The sequence below is a fragment of the Streptosporangium sp. CA-115845 genome (assembly GCF_050943795.1).
GTDB lineage: Bacteria > Actinomycetota > Actinomycetes > Streptosporangiales > Streptosporangiaceae > Streptosporangium.
The window spans coordinates 4697864-4720010 of the sequence record NZ_CP191988.1 but is presented as its reverse complement, the minus strand read 5'-3'; the positions used below and the strand labels follow the sequence as shown (position 1 = coordinate 4720010).

Annotated in this window: 25 protein-coding genes and 1 pseudogene; 13 read left to right on the top strand and 13 right to left on the bottom strand. The window is 69.1% G+C overall.

Translation table 11 applies throughout. From position 1 onward, the window contains the following. Position 1 precedes the first annotated feature (1 nt). The 3 genes from ACQP0P_RS23680 to ACQP0P_RS23670 all read left to right on the top strand — a co-directional run bounded on the left by ACQP0P_RS23680 (position 2) and on the right by ACQP0P_RS23670 (position 2380). Complete coding sequence (locus ACQP0P_RS23680; protein WP_433381003.1) at positions 2–946, top strand: ATP-binding cassette domain-containing protein; 945 nt, start codon at positions 2–4, stop codon at positions 944–946. A 64-nt stretch (positions 947–1010) separates the two neighbouring features. Next, positions 1011–1832: an ABC transporter permease gene (locus tag ACQP0P_RS23675; protein ID WP_433381000.1), complete on the top strand. Its 822-nt coding sequence runs from the start codon at positions 1011–1013 to the stop codon at positions 1830–1832. A 65-nt stretch (positions 1833–1897) separates the two neighbouring features. Beyond that, positions 1898–2380 carry a DUF1707 SHOCT-like domain-containing protein gene (locus tag ACQP0P_RS23670; protein ID WP_433380997.1) on the top strand — a complete coding sequence of 161 codons (483 nt, stop codon included), beginning with the start codon at positions 1898–1900 and terminating at the stop codon, positions 2378–2380. Between the two features lie 336 nt (positions 2381–2716). Here the strand turns inward: ACQP0P_RS23670 and ACQP0P_RS23665 are convergent, their stop codons facing one another. Beyond that, positions 2717–3193: a DUF6194 family protein gene (locus tag ACQP0P_RS23665; protein WP_433380995.1), complete on the bottom strand. Its 477-nt coding sequence runs from the start codon at positions 3191–3193 to the stop codon at positions 2717–2719. 87 nt (positions 3194–3280) lie between these two features. Here ACQP0P_RS23665 and ACQP0P_RS23660 point away from each other — a divergent pair, with 87 nt between their 5' ends. Beyond that, the gene (locus tag ACQP0P_RS23660) at positions 3281–4009 is read left to right on the top strand and encodes a MerR family transcriptional regulator (RefSeq protein WP_433380992.1); all 729 of its coding nucleotides are present in this window, start codon (positions 3281–3283) and stop codon (positions 4007–4009) included. Positions 4010–4107: 98 nt separating this feature from the next. Here the strand turns inward: ACQP0P_RS23660 and ACQP0P_RS23655 are convergent, their stop codons facing one another. Further along, positions 4108–4296, bottom strand: coding sequence for a RidA family protein (locus ACQP0P_RS23655; protein WP_433380989.1), 189 nt, complete (start codon positions 4294–4296; stop codon positions 4108–4110). Between the two features lie 132 nt (positions 4297–4428). Here ACQP0P_RS23655 and ACQP0P_RS23650 point away from each other — a divergent pair, with 132 nt between their 5' ends. Continuing rightward, entirely contained in the window at positions 4429–4995 is a 567-nt protein-coding gene (locus tag ACQP0P_RS23650; RefSeq protein WP_433380986.1) for a YciI family protein, read from the top strand. Then, a complete protein-coding gene (locus ACQP0P_RS23645; protein WP_433380983.1) occupies positions 4992–5606 on the top strand; it encodes a class I SAM-dependent methyltransferase in 615 nt (204 codons plus the stop codon). Before ACQP0P_RS23650 ends, ACQP0P_RS23645 begins: the two co-directional genes overlap by 4 nt. A 463-nt stretch (positions 5607–6069) precedes the next feature. Here the strand turns inward: ACQP0P_RS23645 and ACQP0P_RS23640 are convergent, their stop codons facing one another. Together ACQP0P_RS23640 and ACQP0P_RS23635 are read right to left on the bottom strand one after the other, a co-directional pair. Next, positions 6070–7602, bottom strand: coding sequence for a long-chain-fatty-acid--CoA ligase (locus tag ACQP0P_RS23640; RefSeq protein WP_433380980.1), 1533 nt, complete (start codon positions 7600–7602; stop codon positions 6070–6072). Between the two features lie 113 nt (positions 7603–7715). Then, positions 7716–8525, bottom strand: a complete 810-nt coding sequence (locus ACQP0P_RS23635) for a helix-turn-helix transcriptional regulator (RefSeq protein WP_433380977.1) — start codon at positions 8523–8525, stop codon at positions 7716–7718. Here ACQP0P_RS23635 and ACQP0P_RS23630 point away from each other — a divergent pair. Beyond that, positions 8461–9231, top strand: a complete 771-nt coding sequence (locus tag ACQP0P_RS23630) for a histidine kinase dimerization/phospho-acceptor domain-containing protein (protein ID WP_433380974.1) — start codon at positions 8461–8463, stop codon at positions 9229–9231. The two genes, ACQP0P_RS23635 and ACQP0P_RS23630, sit on opposite strands and share 65 nt — an antisense overlap. Positions 9232–9524: 293 nt before the next feature. Here ACQP0P_RS23630 and ACQP0P_RS23625 read toward each other — a convergent pair whose 3' ends face one another. Then, on the bottom strand, positions 9525–9656 hold the full coding sequence (locus ACQP0P_RS23625) for a hypothetical protein (RefSeq protein ID WP_433380971.1): 132 nt from the start codon (positions 9654–9656) through the stop codon (positions 9525–9527). 17 nt (positions 9657–9673) lie between these two features. Between ACQP0P_RS23625 and ACQP0P_RS23620 the strand changes: the two genes are divergently transcribed. Further along, positions 9674–10531 carry a metalloregulator ArsR/SmtB family transcription factor gene (locus ACQP0P_RS23620; RefSeq protein WP_433380969.1) on the top strand — a complete coding sequence of 286 codons (858 nt, stop codon included), beginning with the start codon at positions 9674–9676 and terminating at the stop codon, positions 10529–10531. Then, a complete protein-coding gene (locus tag ACQP0P_RS23615; protein WP_433380966.1) occupies positions 10528–11127 on the top strand; it encodes a dihydrofolate reductase family protein in 600 nt (199 codons plus the stop codon). Before ACQP0P_RS23620 ends, ACQP0P_RS23615 begins: the two co-directional genes overlap by 4 nt. A 726-nt stretch (positions 11128–11853) precedes the next feature. Here the strand turns inward: ACQP0P_RS23615 and ACQP0P_RS23610 are convergent. The 5 genes from ACQP0P_RS23610 to ACQP0P_RS23590 form a co-directional block, all read right to left on the bottom strand. Then, a complete protein-coding gene (locus ACQP0P_RS23610; protein WP_433380964.1) occupies positions 11854–12282 on the bottom strand; it encodes a hypothetical protein in 429 nt (142 codons plus the stop codon). 543 nt (positions 12283–12825) lie between these two features. Beyond that, entirely contained in the window at positions 12826–13092 is a 267-nt protein-coding gene (locus tag ACQP0P_RS23605) for a hypothetical protein (protein ID WP_433380961.1), read from the bottom strand. Between the two features lie 147 nt (positions 13093–13239). Next, positions 13240–13623, bottom strand: coding sequence for a VOC family protein (locus ACQP0P_RS23600; RefSeq protein ID WP_433380958.1), 384 nt, complete (start codon positions 13621–13623; stop codon positions 13240–13242). Further along, positions 13620–13946, bottom strand: a complete 327-nt coding sequence (locus ACQP0P_RS23595; protein WP_433380955.1) for an ArsR/SmtB family transcription factor — start codon at positions 13944–13946, stop codon at positions 13620–13622. Before ACQP0P_RS23595 ends, ACQP0P_RS23600 begins: the two co-directional genes overlap by 4 nt. Positions 13947–13968: 22 nt before the next feature. Continuing rightward, positions 13969–14403 carry an SRPBCC domain-containing protein gene (locus ACQP0P_RS23590; protein ID WP_433380952.1) on the bottom strand — a complete coding sequence of 145 codons (435 nt, stop codon included), beginning with the start codon at positions 14401–14403 and terminating at the stop codon, positions 13969–13971. A gap of 195 nt (positions 14404–14598) precedes the next feature. On the opposite strand from ACQP0P_RS23590, the gene trpM reads away from it, so the two are divergent. The 3 genes from trpM to trpA all read left to right on the top strand — a co-directional run bounded on the left by trpM (position 14599) and on the right by trpA (position 17094). Then, on the top strand, positions 14599–14730 hold the full coding sequence (gene trpM / locus ACQP0P_RS23585) for a tryptophan biosynthesis modulator TrpM (protein ID WP_433380949.1): 132 nt from the start codon (positions 14599–14601) through the stop codon (positions 14728–14730). Positions 14731–14998: 268 nt separating this feature from the next. Beyond that, the gene (gene trpB / locus ACQP0P_RS23580) at positions 14999–16243 is read left to right on the top strand and encodes a tryptophan synthase subunit beta (RefSeq protein ID WP_433380946.1); all 1245 of its coding nucleotides are present in this window, start codon (positions 14999–15001) and stop codon (positions 16241–16243) included. Further along, complete coding sequence (gene trpA / locus ACQP0P_RS23575) at positions 16240–17094, top strand: tryptophan synthase subunit alpha (RefSeq protein ID WP_433380943.1); 855 nt, start codon at positions 16240–16242, stop codon at positions 17092–17094. Before trpB ends, trpA begins: the two co-directional genes overlap by 4 nt. Positions 17095–17414: 320 nt before the next feature. On the opposite strand, the pseudogene ACQP0P_RS23570 reads toward trpA, so the two are convergent. Continuing rightward, positions 17415–17480, bottom strand: a pseudogene (locus ACQP0P_RS23570) (hypothetical protein); the annotation flags it as partial. 340 nt (positions 17481–17820) lie between these two features. Between ACQP0P_RS23570 and ACQP0P_RS23565 the strand changes: the two are divergent. Next, positions 17821–18804: a DUF2804 domain-containing protein gene (locus tag ACQP0P_RS23565; protein ID WP_433380940.1), complete on the top strand. Its 984-nt coding sequence runs from the start codon at positions 17821–17823 to the stop codon at positions 18802–18804. Positions 18805–18879: 75 nt separating this feature from the next. Here ACQP0P_RS23565 and ACQP0P_RS23560 read toward each other — a convergent pair whose 3' ends face one another. Both ACQP0P_RS23560 and ACQP0P_RS23555 read right to left on the bottom strand, forming a co-directional pair. After that, a complete protein-coding gene (locus tag ACQP0P_RS23560; protein ID WP_433380937.1) occupies positions 18880–20619 on the bottom strand; it encodes a glycoside hydrolase family 2 protein in 1740 nt (579 codons plus the stop codon). Beyond that, positions 20616–21905, bottom strand: a complete 1290-nt coding sequence (locus ACQP0P_RS23555) for an MFS transporter (protein ID WP_433380934.1) — start codon at positions 21903–21905, stop codon at positions 20616–20618. Before ACQP0P_RS23555 ends, ACQP0P_RS23560 begins: the two co-directional genes overlap by 4 nt. Positions 21906–22147: the final 242 nt, after the last annotated feature.

The window sequence follows — 22147 nt, the reverse complement described above, 5'->3', positions numbered from 1 at the left end:
CATGGCGGATCCGATCGTGATCGCCGAGGGACTGCGCAAGTCCTTTGGTGACACCCATGCGTTGCGGGGCCTGGACCTGAGCGTCCCGAGAGGAACGGTCTGCGGCGTGCTGGGGCCGAACGGTGCGGGGAAGACGACCGCGGTGCGCATCCTGGCGACCTTGTCCGATCCCGATGCCGGGCACGCCCGCATCGCCGGATACGACGTCGTCCGCGAGGCCGGCAAGGTGCGGGCCAGGATCGGGCTCGCGGGCCAGTACGCCGCCGTGGACGAGAAGCTCACCGGACGTGGCAACCTACGCATGTTCGGGCGCCTCTACCACCTGTCCCGGCGCGAGGCGCACCGGCGGGCCGACGAGCTACTCGAACGCTTCGGTCTGATGGACGCCGCCGATCGTCAGGTCGCCGGCTACTCCGGCGGTATGCGGCGCCGCCTCGACCTGATCACCAGCCTCATCCTGCGCCCCGAGGTGCTCTTCCTGGACGAGCCGACCACCGGCCTGGACCCGCGCAGCCGCGGCGAGATCTGGGACAGCGTCCGCGAACTGGTGGCGGACGGCACCACGGTGCTGCTCACCACGCAGTATCTGGACGAGGCCGACCGGCTGGCCGACGACATCGCCGTCATCGACCACGGGCAGGTGGTCGCCACGGGCACTCCCGACGAGCTGAAGGCCACGATCGGGGACCGCCTCGACGTCGTTCTCGAAGACCCCGCCGCGCTGCGTCCGGCGGCGACCGTGCTGAACGCCCTGACCGGGACCGATCCCACGATGACGGGCGCCGACCGGCTCAGCGTCGCCCTGCCCGGCGGCGGTTTCCGGCTCGCCGACATCGTGCGCGAACTCGACCGTGCCGGGGTGGCCGCGGCCGACGTGAGGCTGCGCCGCCCCACCCTCGACGAGGTGTTCCTGCGCCTCACCGACCGGAAGGAACCCGTCTCGTGACCGAGCTTGTCGAGGTCATCAATAAGCACAGCACCTTGGTCATGGGACCGACGAAGGAGGGCTCATGACCGCCCTCACCCCGCGGATGGGCCACCGCCTGCGCTGGACATTCGCCGACGGGCTGACCCTGGTCGGCCGCGAGCTGGGACGCCTGCGGCAGGAGCCAGGGGAAATCGTCGCCGTGCTGATCTTCCCTGCCATCATGGTGGTGCTGTTCGGGTACGTCTTCGGCAGCGCGATCCAGGTGCCGGGCGGCGGCGACTACCGCGAGTACCTCATGCCCGGGCTGTTCTCGATGGTGACCTTCACCGCGCTGATGGGGGTCATGGCGCGGGTGGCCACCGACGCCTCCCGCGGTGTGATGGACCGGTTCCGCTCCATGCCGATGGCGCGGTTGGCGGTGCCGTTCGGGCAGACCGGCGCCGACCTGCTGACAGGCCTGTTGTCCTTGGCCGTCATGGTGGGTGCGGGCCTGCTGGTGGGCTGGCAGCCGCACCGCGGCCTGATCCCCACGACCGAGGCGTTCCTGCTGATGACGGTGCTGCGATACGCGCTGAGCTGGGTGGGGGTCTATGTGGGCCTGGTGGTGAAGAACGACCAGGTCGTCGACCAGTTGGTGCCGCTGTTCCTGCCGTTCACGATGCTGTCCAACTCGTTCGTCCCGACCGACGGCATGCCGGGGTGGCTGCGGTTCCTGGCCGACTGGAACCCGGTGAGCGCGATCACCACCGCCTCCCGGGAGCTGTTCGGCAATCCGGGGGTGACGTCCGGAGACGTGGCCTGGCCGCTCGCGCATCCGGTGGCCGCCGTCCTGCTCTGGTCGGCCGCGCTGCTGGTGGTGTTCGTCCCGCTGTCGGTCCGTACCTACAAGCGCAGGGGACGGTGAAGGCCCGGGCCGGTGGGTCGGACCACCGGCCGCCACTGATCAGCGAAGACGACCGCGACACGGCCGTGCAGCGTCTACAGGAGGCGTACGCCGAAGAGCACATCTCACACGAGGAGATGGACGAACGCCTCCACCAGGCACTCACCGCCAAGACGCACAGCGAGCTCGTGCAGGCTCTGGCCTCGCTCCCGGAGGAGAGTGTGGGCACCACGTCCACGATCGCCGCCGTCAGCGGACGGATCCAGCGGCGCGGCGCATGGCGAGTACCTCGGACCCTCAAGGTCGAGTCCGCACTCGGAAGGGTGTATCTGGACCTGTCCCGGGCGGTCATCGAGCATCCGGTGGTCGACATCGAGTTGCAACTCGGCACCGGCAGGGCCAAGATCACGGTGCCTCGCGACGCGATCGTCGACGTCGAGGGTCTGCGCACCGGGTGGAAGGACCCGCTCTACAGGACCCGGCGGCGCTCCCACCCCGGCGGGCCGACGATCCGCATCTCCGGGACCATGGTAATGGGACGGTTGAAGATCCGCCACGCGCGGCGTTGAGGCCCCATCCGGCACCGGAACCAATCGATCTCAGCGCGGCCGGCGTGTTCGCGGCGCCCTTCCTGCGGTGGCTGACGCCCCACAGGCGGGCGTCGCACCGCACCAGTGATGGCCAATGAGCGAGGGCCACTGAGGATCTTCAAGAAACCATGGTCATTTGAAGATCACCGCGCTGTTGCGGCGACATCGAGAGGCTGCCCCGGCGTTGATCGGCTACTTCCTGCTCACGGCGGCCCCCAGGGGTGATCTTGGACGAGCCGCCGGAGACCTACCGGCAGGCAGACCTCGGGTGGGGAACGCCACCTCAAACTCCACGATCTCCATGGCCACCTCACATCAGCGCGCCGTAGATTCAGCGCGTCGCTCATAGCGCGAGCGTGCGAGGTGATGGGCCGTACCCAGCAGTTCACGGGTTGCCGCTTCAGCACGCGTGCCCGGGTTCACCACTGCCAGCCAGCCGACGGCGCCGTAGACGGGGTGCGCGATCACGGTGTCGGCAGCGCTGGGGTCTACCTCGGTGGTGGCTGATTCGCGTGGCGCGTGACCGGTCCACCGGGTGAACGCCTCTTTTCCGGCGAAGATGTTCACGCGGAAGGTGTCCGGCCGGTCCAGGCGCGACGCCTCGTCGCCGGGGTAGTTCTTGGTCACGACCGTCGCGAAGGGCTGGGTCGTTGTCGGGGTGACACCATCAGGTGCGTAGTAGAAGAACGTGTCGCCCCAGCTGATCTCCGGCGAGCCGTCGCCAGGTTCCGGTCTAAGGGTCAAGACGCCGTCGAGGCCGTCGATGAAGCCGATGATCTCGTCTATGGTCATGTGCTCTAGCGTTGCATTAAAGTGCTAATGGAGACTTTGGGGCTGAAAGCGAGGGGCTTCAGGGTGTCAGGTCTCAAATCGCGGGACATGCGTACCGTCGATGTCGCGCGGCGTGCCGGGTGCTCCGTTCAACAGGTGCGCAATCTCGAACGCGACGGCGTGCTGCCGCCGGCGACGCGCACGGCTACGGGCTACCGGATCTATGGAGAGATACATCTACAGTCCGCGTTGGCCTACCGAGCCCTCGCGGCAGGCGCGGGTCCGGCTGAGGCCAAGAAGATCGTTCGGGCCGTCCACCAGTTCCCTGTCTCGCAGGTGCTTGCCCTTCTCGACGCGGCGCACGCCCGGCTCGACGCGGAGCGCACGGAACTGAGACAGGCCGAGGAGGCCGCCCGGGCAATCTCCAGCGAGCCGATCGAGGACGTACGCGCATCGGACTCGATGGGCGTCTCCGAACTCGCCGCCGCCCTCGGCGTGCGCCCTTCGACGTTGCGGCACTGGGATGCCGAGGATCTTGTCGTCCCCGACCGAGACCCCGCGCGAGGAACGCGACGATACACCCCCGACCAAGTGCGGGATGCGCGGATCATTCACCAACTGCGCAGGGCCGGTTACCGCATCGCCCCCCTTCGGGCCCTCATGCCGGAGCTACGGCGCGCCCGCCGACTGGAGGATGTCGCCTCCGCGCTGGCTGCCAGAGACGTCAGCATCGCGGCTCGCTCCAAAGCCCTCCTCGACGGTGCCGCCGCACTCGGTGCTGTGCTCTCGCTCGCCACCTCGGCACTCCGCGACCCTGCCGACGCGAAACCCGCGTAGGTGGGGTGCCGTCAAGAAACGTCTCACCGGGTTGGACGGCGCGTCCTCGACCACGCTGTCCGGCCCCAAGGTCACGTTGACCTGACCGACTCTCTTGTTCAGTCGATGACCGCGGTGGCCTCGATCTCGACCAGGAGGTCGGGCTCGGCCAGCGCGGCGACGCCCACCCCGGTGAGCGGCGAGAGCGGAGTGACGCCCAGCTTCGCGGAGGCCCGGGCGACTCCCTCCGCGAACAGGGGCATCTTGTCGGAGGTCCAGTCGACGAGGTAGACGGTCAGTTTCGCCACGTCGTCGAAGGAGCCGCCGACCTCGGCCAGGGCGGTGGCGATGTTGAGGTAGCACTGCCATCATCGTGAAGCTCACGACCGAGTGCACCCGGGCGTTTCCGGGACGACTTGTGCGAAGTGATCTGTTGGTGGGTGAAGACTGTGGGCATGGAGTTCTTCTGCTACCACCGCGACCGGCCCGGCTCCGTAGCGCTGCGCTACGAGCTAATGGAAGAGCATTGGTCCTATATGGACCGGTACGCGAAGGAGATGATCGCCCGGGGCCCGACCCTCGCCGACGACGGCGACACACCCACCGGCAGCGTGCACATCGTCGACCTGCCCGATCTCGTCGCCGCCCGCGCGTTCGCCTTCGACGAGCCGAACTACCAGGCCGGCGTGTACCGGGACGTGCTGCTGCGCCGGTGGCACAACACGCTGGGGCGCACCATGTGGGACTTCCCCGGCGGCCGGACCGGCGGCAACCGGTACCTGGTGCTCGGCCTCGGCACGGGGCAGGCCGCCGACCTCGCCGTGCCGCCCGACCGGGACGTGCTGATCGCCTACGGGCCACTGCTGTCCGACGACGGAGCCACCTGGCTGGGCACGGCGGCGCTGGTCCGAGCGCCGGACCCGGACACGGCACGCGCCATCCTGACCCCGGACCGGTACGCCGATATCGAGGTGCACAACTGGCAGTTCGGCGGGCGGCCGTCATGACCCGAGGACGTCCAGGTGGTGACGGCAGGCGATGGAACCACAACATCCACTACCACCCCCGCATCCTCCGCGCGGTCCCCGATGGCGCCCAGCGCGCCCTCGACGTCGGCTGCGGCGAGGGCATGCTCGCCCGTGAACTGCTGCAGGCCGTGCCGCACGTCACCGGCATCGACCTCCACGCGCCCAGCATCGACCAGGCCCGCGAGCACCCGGACGACGTCGACTACATCCTTGGCGACTTCCTCACCCATCCCTTCGAGCCCGCCTCGTTCGACGTCGTCGCATCCGTGGCCACCTTGCACCACATGGACGCCGCCACCGGATTGGCCCGCATGCGCGACCTGCTGCGCCCCGGCGGCGTCCTGGCCATCGTCGGCCTCGCCCGCAGCACCATGCCCAACGACCTGCCGCGCGACCTGGCCGGCGTCGCCGCCGGTACCTTCCACCGCGCCACGAAGGGCCACTGGGAGCATCCGTCCCCCACGGTGTGGCCGCCGCCGGTGACCTACCCGCAGATGCGGGCGCTGGCCGCCGAGATCCTGCCCGGCTCCCGGTACCGCCGCCGCCTGCTGTGGCGCTACAGCATCACCTGGCGCAAACCGCATGACTGAGCGGGGCCGGCCGGCCAGGTCGATGACGCGGCGCGCGGCCTCTTTTCGGTGTGTTCGGGTGCCACCCCATATCCGCCCGACTTTCGGCGGTTACTACGGCGACCCCGTACGGGGTGCCGTTAAGAGTCGTGTCGCTGCGTCACGAGGCGCTGTTCGTCTGTAACGGAGGTGAGAGACCGCCGTCGCTTCGCCGTCGTAGCGGTGGGGTGGAAGTAGGAGGCAGCCTGATCCGGGGAGGGTGGGAGCAGCCTCGACGAAGTCAGGTCGGTTCAGCACGACCGGAGCAGCGCTGCCGGGTGCACAAACAAAACCGCGAATGTTTTGGACTGCCTGCCGAAGTCGGCGCAGCCGGCGGACAAGGCCGCGAGCGCAGATCGCGGTGGCGAGGGTGTTCAGGTCTGTCGTCACAAACGGATCCTGAACGCCCTCGCTGTTCCACAGGAGATCCCTTGGACTCGATCATCTAGCGCAGCTCGCGCTTGAGGATCTTGCCGGTCGCCGTCATCGGCAGGCTCTCGCGGAACTCGATGATCCGCGGGTACTTGTAGGCCGCCATGTTCTCCTTGCACCAGGCGACGAGCTCGTCCTCGCTCACCGTCGCGCCGGGCGCCGGGATGACGTAAGCCTTGACCTCCTCGCCGTGCGAGTCGTGGGGCACGCCGACCACCGCCACCAGCGAGACCGCCGGGTGCGTCATCAGCACCTCCTCCAGCTCGCGCGGGTAGACGTTGAAGCCGCCCCGGATGATCATGTCCTTCGTGCGGTCGATGATGGCGTAGTAGCCGTCTTCGTCGCGAGTGGCGATGTCGCCGGTGCGGAACCAGCCGTCCCGTATGACCTCCTCGGTGGCCTCGGGCCGCCCGTAGTAGCCCTTCATGACGTTGTGCCCGCGGATGGCGATCTCGCCGGGGCCCTCGCCCTCGATGGTGTTCCAGCCGTCGTCCACCAGCCGCATCTGCACGCCCCAGATGGGGAAGCCGATGGTGCCGGGCTTGGTGGGCCGCCCGAGCTGGTTGAAGCTGGCCACCGGGGAGGTCTCCGACAGGCCGTAGCCCTCCAGGATCGGGATGCCGAAGGTGCCCCCGAAGTCCTTGAGCACCTCGATCGGGCAGGAGGCCCCGCCCGCCACCGCCACCCGCAGCGTCGAGGGCGCCTCGGCCCCATCGGCGTGGATCTTCGACAGCAGCGCCCAGAACATCGTCGGCACCCCGGCGAACATGGTCACCTTCTCCCTGCGCATGAGCTCCAGCGCCTCGCCGGGCTCGAAGCGCGGCTGGAGCACGAGGGTGGCGCGGCGGCGCACGCTCACGTTCATGACTGCGGTCTGGCCGAAGGAGTGGAAGAGCGGCAGCACGGCGAATGAGACGTCGCCCTCGGGGTCGGCGGGGAACATCTCGTCGCTGACGATGGTGTTGGTCAGCATGTTCATGTGGGTCAGCACGGCGCCCTTGGGCTGACCGGTGGTGCCGGAGGTGTAGAGGATGGCCGCGGTGTCGTCCGGCTCGGTCTGCACCGTCTCGAACTCCCCGGACATGCCGCCCAGCGCCGCCCAGAACGACTCGCCGTGCTCCGACTCGGTGGCCAGCGGCGTGGCGGGCAGGACGAAGAAGAGCTCGCAGCCCTCGGCGGCGTCGAAGGCCTCCCGCCCGCGCGCGCCCATGGGCGGCTCGGAGCCCTCGAAGCAGAAGAACGCCTTGGCGTCGCTGTCGGTCAGGTGGTAGGCGATCTCGCGCGGCTGCAGCAGCACATTGAGCGGGACCACGGTCGCCCCGGCCTTGAGGATACCGAAGTAGACGAAGGGAAAGTAGGGCAGATTCGGGCAGAGCAGTGCGACCTTGTCGCCCTTGCCGATCCCCCTGGCCACCAGGAGGTTGGCCACCTGGTTCGCGATGGAGTTCACCATGGAGTACGGCAGACGCAGGTCGCCGAAGACCAGGGCGGTACGGCCTGGAGCATTGCGGGCGCTGTCTTCCAGAATGATCGACAAATTGAGCATCGCGACCTTTTCCTCGGGGGTTCGAATACCTGCCCTGGCTGCGTCTCGGGGGACGTTCGTACGTCCCAAGGATGCGGTGCCGATGCGGTCAGGGCTTGTACGAACGTGTCGATTCAGGGCAGCCAGTCGATGGCGGCGGCCAGCGTGGAGGGCGCGGTCCCGAAGTTGTGCCGGAAGACCCGGGTGAAATGTGACCCGTCGGTGAATCCGGCGCTGTGGGCGGCCATCGTCAACGTCTCTCCCGCGGCTACCAGCCTGATCGCATGCTGAATGCGCTGCCAGCGCACATAGGGTCGCAGTGGAATCCCCACGTGTGCGCTGAACAGATGCGCCAACCGGCTTGGAGACAGGTGCACCGCGGCCGCGACCGCGCCCAGACGCACCGGCCCCTCGATCAGGAGAGTGGGGATCACGGCTATCGCCATCTCCACCGCCGGGTGAATCGGGACTTCTTCGGCACTACGCCGGCCCGTCCAGTCCTCGACGATCTTCAGGGCGGCCGCGGCCTCGATGGAGTGTTCATGGCCGTTCGAGGGTTTCGTGAACATGAGCGGCGCCGCCACCTGGCGGTGCCTCGGGCTCGGGCCGGCCTGCGTGAGGTGGGGGAAGGGGGGACCCCAGGTCGAGGCGTTGACCCCCGCCCCCGAATGGGTGAGAAGGGAACGGCCTGGCGAACTGCCGGGTTCGAGTTGAGCCAGCAGGGCCCCGCGAGCTCCCGTGAGTATGGCATGGCCGGTGTCGGGGGGAATGACCGCGGTCCGGGTGGTCAGCCGCCGGCCATGGGCGTCGGCCACGGTGAAGGGCTCTGCGGAGACGATCAGGTGGACCGCATGGTGTGCGTGCAGCTGGTTCGTACCGATGGTCCCGCCGTACAGCAGGACGCCAGGACGGAGCAAACACCAGCCGCGCCAGAGATGCGACATCACGCCTCCTTCTCCGGATGAGTTTGCCTCAACCTCTGATCGTCGTGGCGGAAGCCCTTTTCGTGAAGGTGCTGATCTCGGCCACACCCTCGACGACCTGTTCGCCCGCCTGCAAGCCTCTTTCGACACCCAACGCCACTTCGTCGCCAACGCCTCCCATGAATTGCGCACCCCTCTCGCCGGCCTGCGCACCCTCCTCGAAGTCGCTCTCGCCGACCCCGATGCCGACACCGACACCCTGCGCTCGGCCTGCCAGGAGGCCCTCGCTCTCGGCGGATATCAGGAGCGGCTCGTCCAGGCACTGCTCACTCTGGCCACCGGCAAGCGCGGCGTCACCCGCTGGGACACCCTCGACCTCGCCCACGTCGTCGAAGGAGTGCTCGCCTCCCGCCGCGACCAAGCCACGGAGAGACGCATCGACCTAACCGAACACCTGACGCCCGCAGTGACGGCCGGAGACCCGAGACTGATCGAAAGCCTCGTCGCCAACCTCATCGACAACGCCATCCGCCACAACCATCGTCAATGCCGTCATGCAAGCTCACCACGCCACCCTTACCACCAGCGCACGCCCAGAAGGCGGCTTGTCCATCACCGTGCGGTTCGCGCACGGATCTCATCCGAACCGTCCCTAACGTCAGGTGTCGGCGTACAGGAAGTGCAGAACCCCGTACGAGCATTACGCCAACATCTTCCATATCGGTAACTATTTGATCACGAAGGGTGATTATCTGTTCCTCTGGGTGCTGCTACTTCTCACCGAACTATCAAGATTCGAGCCCCGCCTGCCCGGCCAACTCCTCGCCGGCCGCGCACGAGGGCCGATCTTCCTATCCCGTGCGACAGCAACCCCAACGCCGAGATCTCCGCCTACCACGGCTACCCCGAATACGGGCAGAAGTCAGGTGGCGCAGACCCGGGCCGGTACGGCCGGCTCGGTGCCCACCAGCGGTCCGGCGGCGACAGCCTCGGTGGGCTCGTGCTCATGGGAGCCCACCTTTACACCACCACCGGACGCGTGACCTCGGCGGCCAGCCACGCGGTCAGCTTCTCGGCGCCCTCGACCCGAGTGGGGGTCACAACGCCGGCCTGGCCGATCCATAAATATTCCTTGACACGAATATTCTCCATAGTGAATACTTTTCTCCATGGACGTACTCCTCACCGCACTGGCCGACCCGGCCCGCTGGCGGCTCGTGAGCCTGCTGGCCGAGCGACCCCGCCCGGTCGGTGTCCTCGCCCAGCTCGCCGAGGCGCGCCAGCCGCAGACGACCAAGCACCTGCAGGCCCTTGAGCGCGCCGGCGTCGTCACCTCCCAGCGCACCGGCCAGCGCCGCATCTACGCGCTCCAACCCGGTCCTCTGCGGGAGTTGGCGGCTGCGCTCAGCCGGCTCGCCGACACCGCGGACCAGGCCGGTGGCTCGCGCGAGACCTACGACCGCTACGGGCTCAGCCTCCACGCAGAGCGGCTCGCCGCGAAGGAGCCGGGATGGGCCGACGGCCGCTCGTTCAGGTTCCTCCGGTCGCTGACGGGGCGCCCCGAGCTGGTCTGGCGCCACCTGACCGAGACCTCCCTGCTCGCCCGCTGGTGGACGCCCGATGACCTGCGCGTCTCCGAGCTCATCTTCGAAGCGCGACCGGGTGGGCGGATCGTCCATGAGTACCGCGACACCGAGGACGCCGACGGCTCCGACCTGCTCGCCGGGCGCGCGCAGGGAGTCGTCGACGACGTACGCCCCGGTGAGCGCCTCGCCTACCGGCTCTCCCCGTTGCTTCCCGACGGCGGCCTCGCCTTCACCGCCCACGTCGACCTCGGCCTCCGGCCAACCGACAACGGCACAGACCTCGACGTCCACTACCGGATCGCCGACAGCACCGTCGACTCCGCGGACTTCATCGCAGGCATCGAGATCGGCTTCGGCCAGAGCCTCGACAAGCTCGCGGCGACCCTCGCCGCGGACTCGCACCACACCGAGCACGACACCGATAAAAGGAGCACGAAATGACCACCTCGACCGCCCGCAGGGTGACCGCGAACCTGAGCCTCACCATCGACGGGCGCTACAACGGTCCCGGCGGGCCCAGCGATTTCGGGGCGTTCGCCCCGTATGTGACCAGCGAGGTCGCGCGAAACCACATGACCGGCATCTGGGAGAACGCGACGACGGCGCTGCTCGGCCGCATCAATGCCGAGGGATTTCTGGGGTACTGGCCCTCGGTCGCCGCGGACGAGAACGCCGATCCGCGTGATCGCGGATACGCCAAGTGGCTGGTCGACACGGAAAAGGTGGTCTTCTCGACCACCTTGACCGAAGCGCCGTGGGAACGCACCCGCCTGGTGAACGCCCCCGTCGCCGACGTCGTCGCCGAACTCCAGGCCACCGGCGAGGGCGACATCCTCGTCAACAGCAGCGCCAGCCTCATCAAGCCGCTCCTGTCGGCGGACCTGCTCGACCGGCTGAACATCATGATCTTCCCTGAGATCGCCGGGGGTGGGCGGCGACTGTTCGACGACGGCCTGCCGGCCACGAAGTGGACGCTCACCCACCAGGAGACCGGCGAACTGGGCGAGATCGCCATGGTCTACGACCGACTCCGCTGAGCCGGCCGATCAGCGCACTCAGCCGGCGGGGTGATCCCAGCTCGAAGCCCCGACAGTTGCGTCACGGCGGCCGCGCCGAGCTCGCCGTGACGCAACCCTGTCAGAGCCCCCCGGGGTCCTACTCGCTGGGGTCCTGGGTGAGTTCGTCGGCGAGGCTGCGCGACTCGGCGGCGCGCATCGGAACAACCATCCCGGCCAAGCCGGCAGTCGCCCTGCCGAGCACGCCGACTGCCGGCTTGGCCGGGATGGCTCACCGCCGCGGAGCGAGCCTGGCCAGCTCCGCCGGAATTCCAGATGCGGTCACCTCGAGCCGCCGCACCAAGTGGAGGGCGTCTGCCAGGAGCCTGCCGGTGAGCTGCGCGACGATCCCGCAGGAGGGCCAGGCCGGCTCCGAGATGGTCGTAGGCGAGCAGCGTATGTCCGTCAGGCGGTGCCGCCTGCAGACGGTGACGGGTAGGGAAAGAGGATGTTTGCAAGTCAGCGGTCAGAACCGGTTTCCTTTAGACCATGACACCGCGCCCGCCCTCTGGGCGGACGCGGCGGGAACGGGGACCGTCTAGGCGATGGAGCGGGTCCAGAGGTTGGTGGCCTTCTGGTAGACCGCGAGCAACTCACCGTCGAAGTACGGCGAGACGCCGGTGTCGTACCGACTGTCGCCATCGGTGTCGGAAACGCTGATCGTGATGCCGTTGAGATAGCCGGTACGGCTGTCGTTCGTGTACTGGGTCAGCCACGAGGAACCGACTTGGCGAGCGCGCCGGCCGGGGCCTCGACGTCCAACAGACAGTGACCCGCCGTCGCGACGACGTTCCGGTATTTCGACTGCACGGCCGTGCCGGTGCACCAGTGCGGCTGGAGGTCGCTGCCGACGAAGAACACCTTGCCCGAGGTCGTGGATATTTCCCCCTCCGGCGAGGCCGACTCCTCCAGTGGCGGAATGGAGAACGGGGGGCCGTCCGGGACGATGTCCATGGACAGGCGTTCCCCGGCGACCGAGGTCCGCACGGCGTACGGCGTGGCGTTCCTCAGGTTGGCGGCCCCGTCGGCGAGCCAGAACCTCGCAGTCTGCTGTCCCTCCGTCACCGTGGGAGCCAACGGGACCACCAGCACACTCGCGGCCTGTGCCGGCCCGGCGACGACAGTGGAACCCAACACGCTCAAGCCGATACCCAACGCGATCAGTGAACGCCTCAAGGGCGATCTCCCGTCCAGTGACGGGGCGCCTTCGGCGCCCCGTCAGCGTGGAGAGCCGGCCGATCGACACGACCGGCGAACAGTAAGATCGTAACCTCGACCGGAGCTCTGGTCCAGAAATTTTAGATCACACGTTCGATACAAGAGAGCTTGATGGGCTTGCGTTTTAAGGTGATCAGTTCGCCTTCTTGATCGCTGGGTGGCGCTGGGCTGACCCAGCCGAGTACGCGCTTGAGGAACTTCAAGTAGTGCTCGATGTCGAAGCGGCGGAGACACGATCTCCAGCATCGGTCCAGGTCGGGGCTGCCCTGGCCGGACCAGAACAGCCACATCGGCTTGGGGGCTTTCGGCCGCCGGGCAGTCGCTCGACCTGGATGTGGATGACCGTGCCGGACAGGATCGGCGCTTCGGCCCGATCGACGAAGTGGTCCTTGCTGTCCAGCTTGGAGTGCAGGCCGCCCCAGACGGTGACGGTGACCTGGCCGTAGTGCTCGTCCTGGACGGTCAGCTGCTGGTCGGGCCCGCCCCAGGAGTCGGGGCGGGCGCAGAAGAACGGCTCGCCGTGGCGGCGGGTCGTCCCGGGCGGCCGCCGTTGCCGGGCCGACGTGGTGGCGGATCGCGGTACAGGACCCGGTCGCCTCGGATGCGCACCAGCAGTTCGATGTCGTAGTTGCCGTCCACGGTGTGTACCCCGCACAGCTGGTGATGGGCACCGGCGGGCAGATCGGCGCAGTGCTGGGCGTGCTCGCCGTGCAGTTCATAGGCCGGCACGGCCAGGTTGTAGCCGGCCAGGACGAGCGACTGTCCTGCGACAGCAAATCTTGGGCTTGTGTCCGAAGCTTGAGCGATTCGGGAAGCCGGGCGTTTGGCCCGCGCTACCGCCGAGGGTGGCTGCTCACCTCACCCGGGACATCAGGATCAGCCGGACTCCGCGAGCAGATGTATGACACCGGCCGGGTTCTTGATCCAGTGGGTTCTGGATTCGAGGTTCTCCAGGGGCTCGACCTCGTCACACGGGTGGATACCGATGTCGGCCAGTTTGCTCGTTGCCGCGTCCAGGTCATCGGTGTGGAGCTGCAGCCACAGGTCGGGCTGGCTGTAGTTGTCGACGCAGTCGAGCCACAGCGTATTGGGACCGAACCGCACCGAATGAGTTCTCGAGACGGTCGGGGCGTAGGAGACGTCGTCTTCTTTGACGTCGAAGCCCAGAGTGTCGCGGTAGAAGACCACGGTGGCCTCGTACTGTGCCTTGGGAATCTTCATGGCCAGGTTCAGGCCGGCGGTGAATTCGGGCTTGCTCATTGTTGCGTGACTCCTTGGTTCGTGTCAGTGGCGTCCAGTGCGCGTTCCAGCGCGGCCAGCCGGTCATCCCACCTGTTGGCGAGCCTGGCCAGCCACACCTGGGCTGTGCGAATGGCGGCTGGTTCCAGCCGGTAGGGATGGCGACGGCCGGTCGGTTCGCCGGAGCTGATCAGGCCCGCGTCGGCGAGCTGGCCGAGGTGTTTGGCGACCGCCTGGCGGCTGATCGGTAGCCGCCGCGCCAGATCAGTGACGGTTGCGGGCCCGGCGCGGGCGAGCTCCTCCAGCAGCGCCCGCCGCGTTGGATCGGTGAGCGCCGCGAACACCGCAACGACCTGCCCTTCTGAATCAGGCGGCCACATCGAGGTAGGTCTCCAGGTCGACGAGCTCCGTGTCCCATCCCTGACTGTTGGCCTTGTGGGCAGACTGGGCCACGTCGTCGGCAGCCTGGGCGAACCCGCTCTCCACGAGGCGCAGCCGAGTGCCGTCCGGTACCGGCTCCAGGGTGAAATCCACACGCGTCTGGGGTGCGTCATCCTCCTGCAGGCCCTCGATTGCCCACCTGAACGCAAAACGGTGTGGTGGGTCGACCACCACGATCGTGGCGACGGATTCCTCGTCGAGGTCGGCCCAGCGGAAGAACGCTCGCCCGCCGGGCCGCAGATCTATCTCCGCTACCGAGCCGAACCACCGCGAGAGCCCTTCCGCGGTGGTCAGCGCGGCCCACACCCGCTCGATGGGGTGCCGCAGCACCACCACACGTTCGATCGCGTCCGAAACCATGCCCACCCTCCTTCGCAACCTGTAGGTTGCCATTTAATGGCAACCTACAAGTTGCGATCAATGCCCGCAAGTCACGGCGCGGGGCGACTGATGCACCCGCAAATGAGGCACATCCCTCACTCGGCGGCCAGAACGCCGAGGGCCTCCTGCGGGAATGATGATGCCCAGGTCCCCGGCAGCAACTAGGCTTCAGTCGTGCCTATCGCCGCCCGCCTTGCCGCTGGTTGCCGCCCGCGCGGCTGCCGGGCACCCGCGCGGCGCGTGCACGGTCGCCGGGTGCGGTACGTGATTGGCTCCGATCCCGGTCAGGTCAACGGGATGCGATAACTTTGCGCGCCGCGCATTGTGCGGGGTGTCTGAGGGGGTCTCCTCTCCCCGACCCTGCCCCTTCCAGAAACCGGGGCGCTGCCCCAGATCTCCAGACGCGCCCTTCGGCAGTCGCCTCGAACACCGGCCGGGCTGCTTGTGTGCTCACGCCTTTCAGGAAGGGGCGGGATGGAGAAAAGACCCGTCCACCCCACCGCGCGGATACGTGTTCCGGGACCATCACAGGCCAGACATCCGGGGCGTATGCCCCGGCATAGGAGCATGTCGCATGTCCAGCGAATTCTTTATCCCGGCCCCGGAGGGGCAGGTCCCCAGCGCCGAAGGGTATTTCGGTGCGTTCGGCGGCAAGTTCATCCCGGAGGCCCTGGTCGCCTCCGTGGACGAAGTCGCCGTCGAGTACGAGAAGGCCAAGGCCGACCCCGCGTTCGTCGCGGAGTTCGAGGATCTGCTCGTCAACTACACCGGTCGCCCGAGCGCGCTCACCGAGGTGCCGCGGTTCGCCGAGCACGCCGGCGGCGGGCGGGTCTTCCTCAAGCGGGAGGACCTGAACCACACCGGCTCACATAAGATCAACAACGTGCTCGGGCAGACCCTGCTCACCAAACGGATGGGCAAGCCCCGGGTCATCGCGGAGACCGGCGCCGGCTCGCACGGCGTCGCCACCGCGACGGCCTGTGCGCTGTTCGGTCTCGAATGCACCGTCTACATGGGCGAGATCGACACCGAGCGGCAGGCGCTCAACGTCGCCCGGATGCGGATGCTCGGCGCCGAGGTCATCCCGGTCAAGTCCGGTTCCCGCACGCTCAAGGACGCCATCAATGAGGCGTTCAGGGACTGGGTCGCGAACGTCGACCGGACGCACTACGTCTTCGGCACGGCTGCGGGACCGCATCCCTTCCCGGGCATGGTGCGCGACTTTCACCGCGTCATTGGGGTAGAGGCCCGCCGCCAGATCCTGGAGCGGGCCGGGCGGATGCCGGACGCGGCCATCGCCTGCGTCGGCGGCGGGTCGAACGCACTCGGCCTCTTCCACGGTTTCCTTCCCGACAGCGGCGTACGTCTCATCGGCTGCGAGGCCGCCGGGCACGGCGTGGAGAGCGGCGAGCACGCGGCCTCGCTGTCCGCGGGCGAGCCGGGCATCCTGCACGGTTCGCGGTCGTATGTCCTGCAGGACGAGGAGGGCCAGATCACCGAGCCTTGCTCGATCTCGGCCGGTCTGGACTATCCAGGCATCGGGCCCGAGCACGCGTATCTGAGGGACATCGGCCGCGCCGAGTACCGCCCGGTCACCGACGATGAGGCGATGCAGGCGTTTCGGCTGCTTTCGCGGACCGAGGGCATCATCCCGGCGATCGAGAGCGCGCATGCGCTCGCCGGGGCCCTCGAAGTCGGCAAGGAGCTCGGCAAGGACGGACTGATCATCGTCAACCTGTCCGGGCGCGGCGACAAGGACATGGACACGGCCGCCCGTTACTTCGGGCTGTACGACGCCGCCGAGGGAGAGTCGAAGTGAGTGGCAACATCCAGCTGTTGAGCGACACCCTCGCCCAGGCCAGGTCCGAGGGCCGCGCCGCGCTCATCGCCTACCTTCCGGCCGGCTTCCCGACCGTCGACGGTGGCATCGAGGCGATCAAGGCGGTCCTCGAATCCGGCGCGGACGTCGTCGAGGTCGGCCTGCCGCACAGCGACCCGGTGCTCGACGGACCGGTCATCCAGACCGCCGACGACATCGCCCTGCGCGGCGGCCTCAAGATCGCCGACGTGATGCGCACCGTCCGCGAGACACACGCCGCCACGGGCAAGCCCGTCCTGGTGATGACGTATTGGAACCCGATCGACCGCTACGGCATCGAACGCTTCACCACCGAGCTCGCCGAGGCCGGCGGCGCGGGCTGCATCCTGTCCGACCTGCCCGTCCAGGAATCCGCGACCTGGCGCGAGCACGCCGAGAGACAAGGCCTGGCCACCGTCTTCGTCGTCGCGCCGAGCAGCAGGGACGAGCGGCTGAAGGAGATCACTGCGGCCGGTTCGGGGTTCGTGTACGCCGCCTCGCTGATGGGGGTCACCGGCACCCGCGCCTCCGTCGGAGAGGCCGCGGTCGCCCTGGTGCGCCGCACCAGGGCGACCACCGAACTCCCGGTCTGCGTCGGTATCGGCGTCTCCAACGCCGAGCAGGCCGCCGAGGTCGCGGGCTTCGCGGACGGTGTGATCGTCGGTTCCGCCTTCGTCAAGGCGATGCTCGACGCACCCGATGAGGCGGCCGGGCTCGCGGCGGTCCGGACGCTCACGGCCGAGCTCGCCAAGGGTGTGCGCAGGGAGCCGACGAGCGCGGGCAGGGCGGCAGGTAGAGCGGGGCGTCGGTGAAGGTGAGGTGTGCCGCGCCGGGGACGGTGAGCCGGTAGTCCGTCGCAGTGCTGAGCCGGAGCACCCGGGTGAGGCGGGGATGTAGTCCGGCTCCTCGCCCGGCTTGACGTCGTGGGTGAGCGCGAGCACAGGCTGGTGGAACGGTCGCGGTGCGAGATCGCGAGGGAAGCCGTCCAGGTCGATCCGGCTGCGCGCTTCTCGTCCTCCGCCGGGTCGCCGGTGGCCGCGAGCCGGGTGTGGATCGTCCGGCCGTCGGCGAGGGCGACGACGGCCGAGTCGTACGGGTGGTCAAGGGCCGCCACGACGTACCCGCGGCTGGCCAGTTCCTCGGCCCAGGCGGTGTTCTGGGTACGCACGCCTCCGAGCCCGGGCGAGAACAGCACCATGGGGAAGCGGCCGCCTGCGCCGGCCACCGGGGCGTCGGGCACCGAGTGCGTGCGGGCGCGCGCCGGCTCGTCGAGCATGAAGCCCGGAATGCCGAGGTAGTCGGCCTCGCCGCGGGCGACGAGCCGCGCCTCCCGCGCCGTACGGCCGAGGTAGCGCGCCTGCCGGGCGGCCAGAGGACCGCCCTGCGCGGGATACCAGGGCTGGACGACGATCGTCCGCTTGTCGTCGGGCCGGGACGTGGCGGTTTCCACTGGCCCGCGCGCCCCGCGATCCCGCTCCGGAGCGGCGTACGCCCGCCCCGGGCTGGGAACCCCGGCCGTGCGCCACTACCCTCTGGCTATGCCGACCCACGAGCGGGAGATCACCGCCCCCGTCGATCTGTGCCTGCCCGACGGACGCCTCAACCCCGACGCGGTCGGCTGGAGCAGGCGCCCGCTGCACCGCGCGAACCTGCGCGGCTGGGGCAGGACCAAACGCTGGGAGTACTGGGGCATCGTCACCCCCGGCCACATCGTCGGGCTGGTGGCCTCGTCGCTCGACTACGCGGGCGTGCACGGCGTCTACGTGCTCGACCGCGCGACCGGCGCGGAGATCACCAAGGACGTGGTCGTGCCGCTGGCGCGCGGCGCGGTGCTGCCGGACCGCAGCGGCGCGGGCCGGGCGTCGGTACGCGGTCCGGGCCTGCGCATCGACATCGACCAGCGCCCCGAGGGCACCTCGCTGCGGGCCACCGTGCCCGGGGTACGGCTCGACGTGGAGGTGCCGCTGCCGGAGGGGCACGAGTCGCTCGGCGTGGTCGTCCCGTGGAGCGCCCGGAGGTTCCAGTACACGGTCAAGGACGTCGGCAGGCCGGTGCGCGGCACGCTGACCGTCGGGGGGACCCGGCACGTCCTCGACGAGGCGACCTCCTTCGCGGTGCTCGACCACGGACGGGGCCGCTGGCCGTACTCGATCACCTGGAACTGGGCGGCGGGCAGTGCGCCAGGGCGGGCGATCCAGCTCGGCGGCAAGTGGACCGACGGCACCCGCTCGACGGAGAACGCGCTGTTCGTCGACGGGCGGATGCACAAGATCGGCGATGAGCTGGCCTGGGTGTACGACCGGCGCGACTGGATGCGGCCCTGGCGGATGACCGGTCCCGGGGTGGAGGTGGTCTTCCACCCGTTCCACGAGAAGATCTCGCGCACCGAGCTGGGGGTGGTGGGCAGCGAGACCCACCAGTGCTTCGGCCACTTCTCCGGCCGTGCCCGGACCGACGAGGGCGAATGGGTCGACCTCGACGGTCTGGTCGGCTGGGCCGAGGAGGCCCGCCAGCGCTGGTGAGGACCGGCCCGGCCATGCCGCCCGCCAGACGGGGCCGGCCGGGACGGCCGTCCGGCCGGCCCCGTCTGGCGGGCCTCAGCCCAGCCGGAGCCGCCCGTTGACGGTCCGCACCAGTTCGGCGGGGAGTTTGAGCACCTCGCGGTCGTAGGTGAGCAGGCCGTTCAGCTCGTCCTCGACGTCGGAGAGCTGGGTGTAGACGGTCGCGCTCAGGCCGCGCGGCACGGCGGGCACGATCTGCCGGTAGTGCAGCCGGGCGAACGCGCCGCCGAGCTGCGCCGCCGTACGGCATCTGCGGTAGCCGAACTCGCGGTCGTTGAAGGTGTGGCCCTCGACGCGCAGCGAGTAGCCGCCGTACTCCGACAGGACCAGCGCCCGCCCGTCGCGCCTGGCGGGCGGGCGGAAACGGCGGAAGTACACGTGCAGGCTCCGCAGGTCGCCCGCGCCCTGGTCGTGCCACCCGCTCGCGTGGTCGACCGTCCGGGTGGGGTCGAGCGCGGCGAGCTCCCCGGCGGCGCCCGCCGCGTCGAACTGGCCCCAGCCCTCGTTGAACGGCACCCACACGGCCAGGCCCACCACGTTGCGCAGCAGCTCGACGGTCTCCCGCAGCTCGGCTGCGAACCGCTCACGGCCCTCGGCGTCGCCGCGCCCGAACCACCGGTGGCGACGGTCGTCGAGGCGCAGCGGTGTCAGCACCGGCGCGGTGATCACCAGCGGGTGATAGCGGCCGCCGCCGTTCACCATGTCCTGCCAGACGAGCATGCCGAGCCGGTCGCAGTGGTGGTACCAGCGCATCGGCTCGATCTTGATGTGCTTGCGCAGCATGTTGAAGCCGAGCCGCTTCATGGTCTCGATGTCGCAGACCATGGCCTCGTCGGAGGGCGGCGTGTACAGGCCGTCGGGCCAGTAGCCCTGGTCCAGGACCCCGGCGTGGAAGTAGGGGCGTCCGTTGAGCAGCAGCCTGGGCACGCCGTCCGCGTCGCGCCCGACACCGAAGGAGCGCATGCCGACGTAGCCGCGTACGCTGTCGGCCCCGAGACGCACCGACACGTCGTACAGGTACGGGTCCTCGGGACTCCACGGGCGGACGTCCGGGATCGGGATCCGCACCGGCAGGCCCGCGTCCGCCTCGGCGGACGCGACCACCTCGCCGTCGGCGAGGATATCGACGGCGGCCCGCCCCGAGGCGGCGTGCACCGTCACCTCGACGCATGAGGCGTCCAGGTGCGGGACGAGCGTGAGCCGCTCCACGTGTACGGCGGGCACGCACTCGGCCCACACGGTCTGCCAGATGCCCGACTGGGCGGTGTACCAGATGCCGCCCCGGCGCAGCTTTTGCTTGCCGCGCGAGTGGTGCCCGGTGTCGGAGTCGTCCCGCACGGCCACGACCAGCGTGTTAGGGCCGTCGCGCAGGGCGTCGGTGATGTCGCAGGCGAACGGCAGGTAGCCGCCGGTGTGCGTGCCCACCTCGACCCCGTTGAGCAGCACCCGGCAGGTCTGGTCGACCGCGCCGAAGTGCAGCAGCACCCGTCCGCCCGGGACGGCGAACCCGGCGGGCAGGGTGAGCGTGCGCCGGTACCACAGCGTCTGCCCGGGCAGGAGCTGCCGCCCGACGCCGGACAGCGGAGCCTCGGGGGAGAACGGCACGACGATGTCGCCGTCGTAGGCCTCGGGGACCTCGGGCTCGACCGGGCAGACGGCGTACCGCCAGCGGCCGTTGAGGTTGAGGTGGCTGTCGCGGACGAGCTGCGGCCTGGGGTACTCCGGCAGCACGGCCTCGGGATCGAGGGCCGTGCCCCAGCGGGTCAGCAGGGTCATGCGGTCCCCCTGCGGCGCAGCGCCCGCACCGGTACGGCCATGAACGCCACCACGACCGTGGCGGCCAGGAAGATGGCCGGTGAGGGGACTTGTTTGAGCACCCCGAGCTCCTCGTAGTAGGCGTCGGCCCCCTTGATCACGGCGGCGCCCAGGAAGGGGCCGACGATCATGGGGATGAGAATCGCGAAGACCATCCGCAGTCCCTGGACGTGACCGGCGCGGTCCGGCGGCGAGTGGTCGCGGACGATCGCCGCAATGGGCGCGAGCACCAGCATGAATCCGGACATCATGACGAGCCCGGCGGCGATCACCGGGATCATCCCGGTCGCGACGGACATCAGCAGCAGGCCCGTGCCGTACACGGCGATCGCGGGCGGCAGGAAGCGCACCTTGCCCACCCGGTCGATGAGCGGCCCGCAGGCGACGCTGACCACCGAGGAGCCGGTCAGCACCATGGCCAGGACGATCGCGTACCCCTCGATGTTCAGGTATCGCTGCAGGTAGATGATCAGGTAGGGCAGGAAGACCTGGGTGGAGATCCCCCAGATCGTCCACGCGGCCAGGGCCAGGTAGAGGACGGGGTTGGCCCGTATCGTGCTCGGCCGCAGCCCGTGCACGAGCGAGGCCAGGTAGGCACCCTCCTGGCGTACCGGGTCCGGGCGGTCGCGCACGAGCACCCAGGAGACGGCGCCGACCACGACGATGATCGCCCCGATGAGCACGAAGAACAGCCGCCACTCCCCCGCGCGGGTCAGCGAGTCGAACCCGCCGAAGACGGCCAGCATCGACACCAGTGGCATGATCGCCAGCACCGACTCCACCCGGCCCCGGTTTGCCGGGCGGGTCACGTCGGTCACCCACGCCTGGAAGGCCGCGTCGTTCGCCCCGGCGCCGAGGAACGACATCACGCAGTCCAGCGCGATGACCGCGACCACCGTGGCCGTGACGGCCCCGGCCGCCGGGGCGACGGCCGCGACCGCGTCGACGGTGACGAAACCGAAGGCTGCGGTGGCCAGCCCCCACAGCACGTATCCGGCGGCGATGAAGGAGCGGCGGCGCCCCGCCCGGTCGGAGAGCGCGCCGACCAGCAGGGTGGCCACCGTCGCGGTCGCCGCGCTGGCGGCGACCATGGCGGCGATGGCGCCGGGGTCGTCGCTGACGGTGTCGTAGAGGAACACATTCAGGTACATGTTCTCGACGGTCCATGCCACCTGCCCGGCGAAGCCGAGCACGATCAGAGCCGTCCACGAACGGCCGCCCGGCTTGGCGGCGATCTCTGTGGTCACGGCGAGAGACTACAGGGGGCTTTATCACAATTTTTGGCTAGATTTGGGGTCTGTTGATGCCGCGAAAATGCACTTTCTCCCGCCTTGCCGCACAAGAAAGGTGAACCCGCCGCCACTTCGCTCGCGCATGCCTGGTCAGGCTCGGGCGGCCGACGGCTTTTGATCGGTTTCTACAACTGGAGCCGTGTAGCGTGCGCTGTCTGCGACATGGCGCTGCCGGCCGATAGACGGAAGGGTGAATA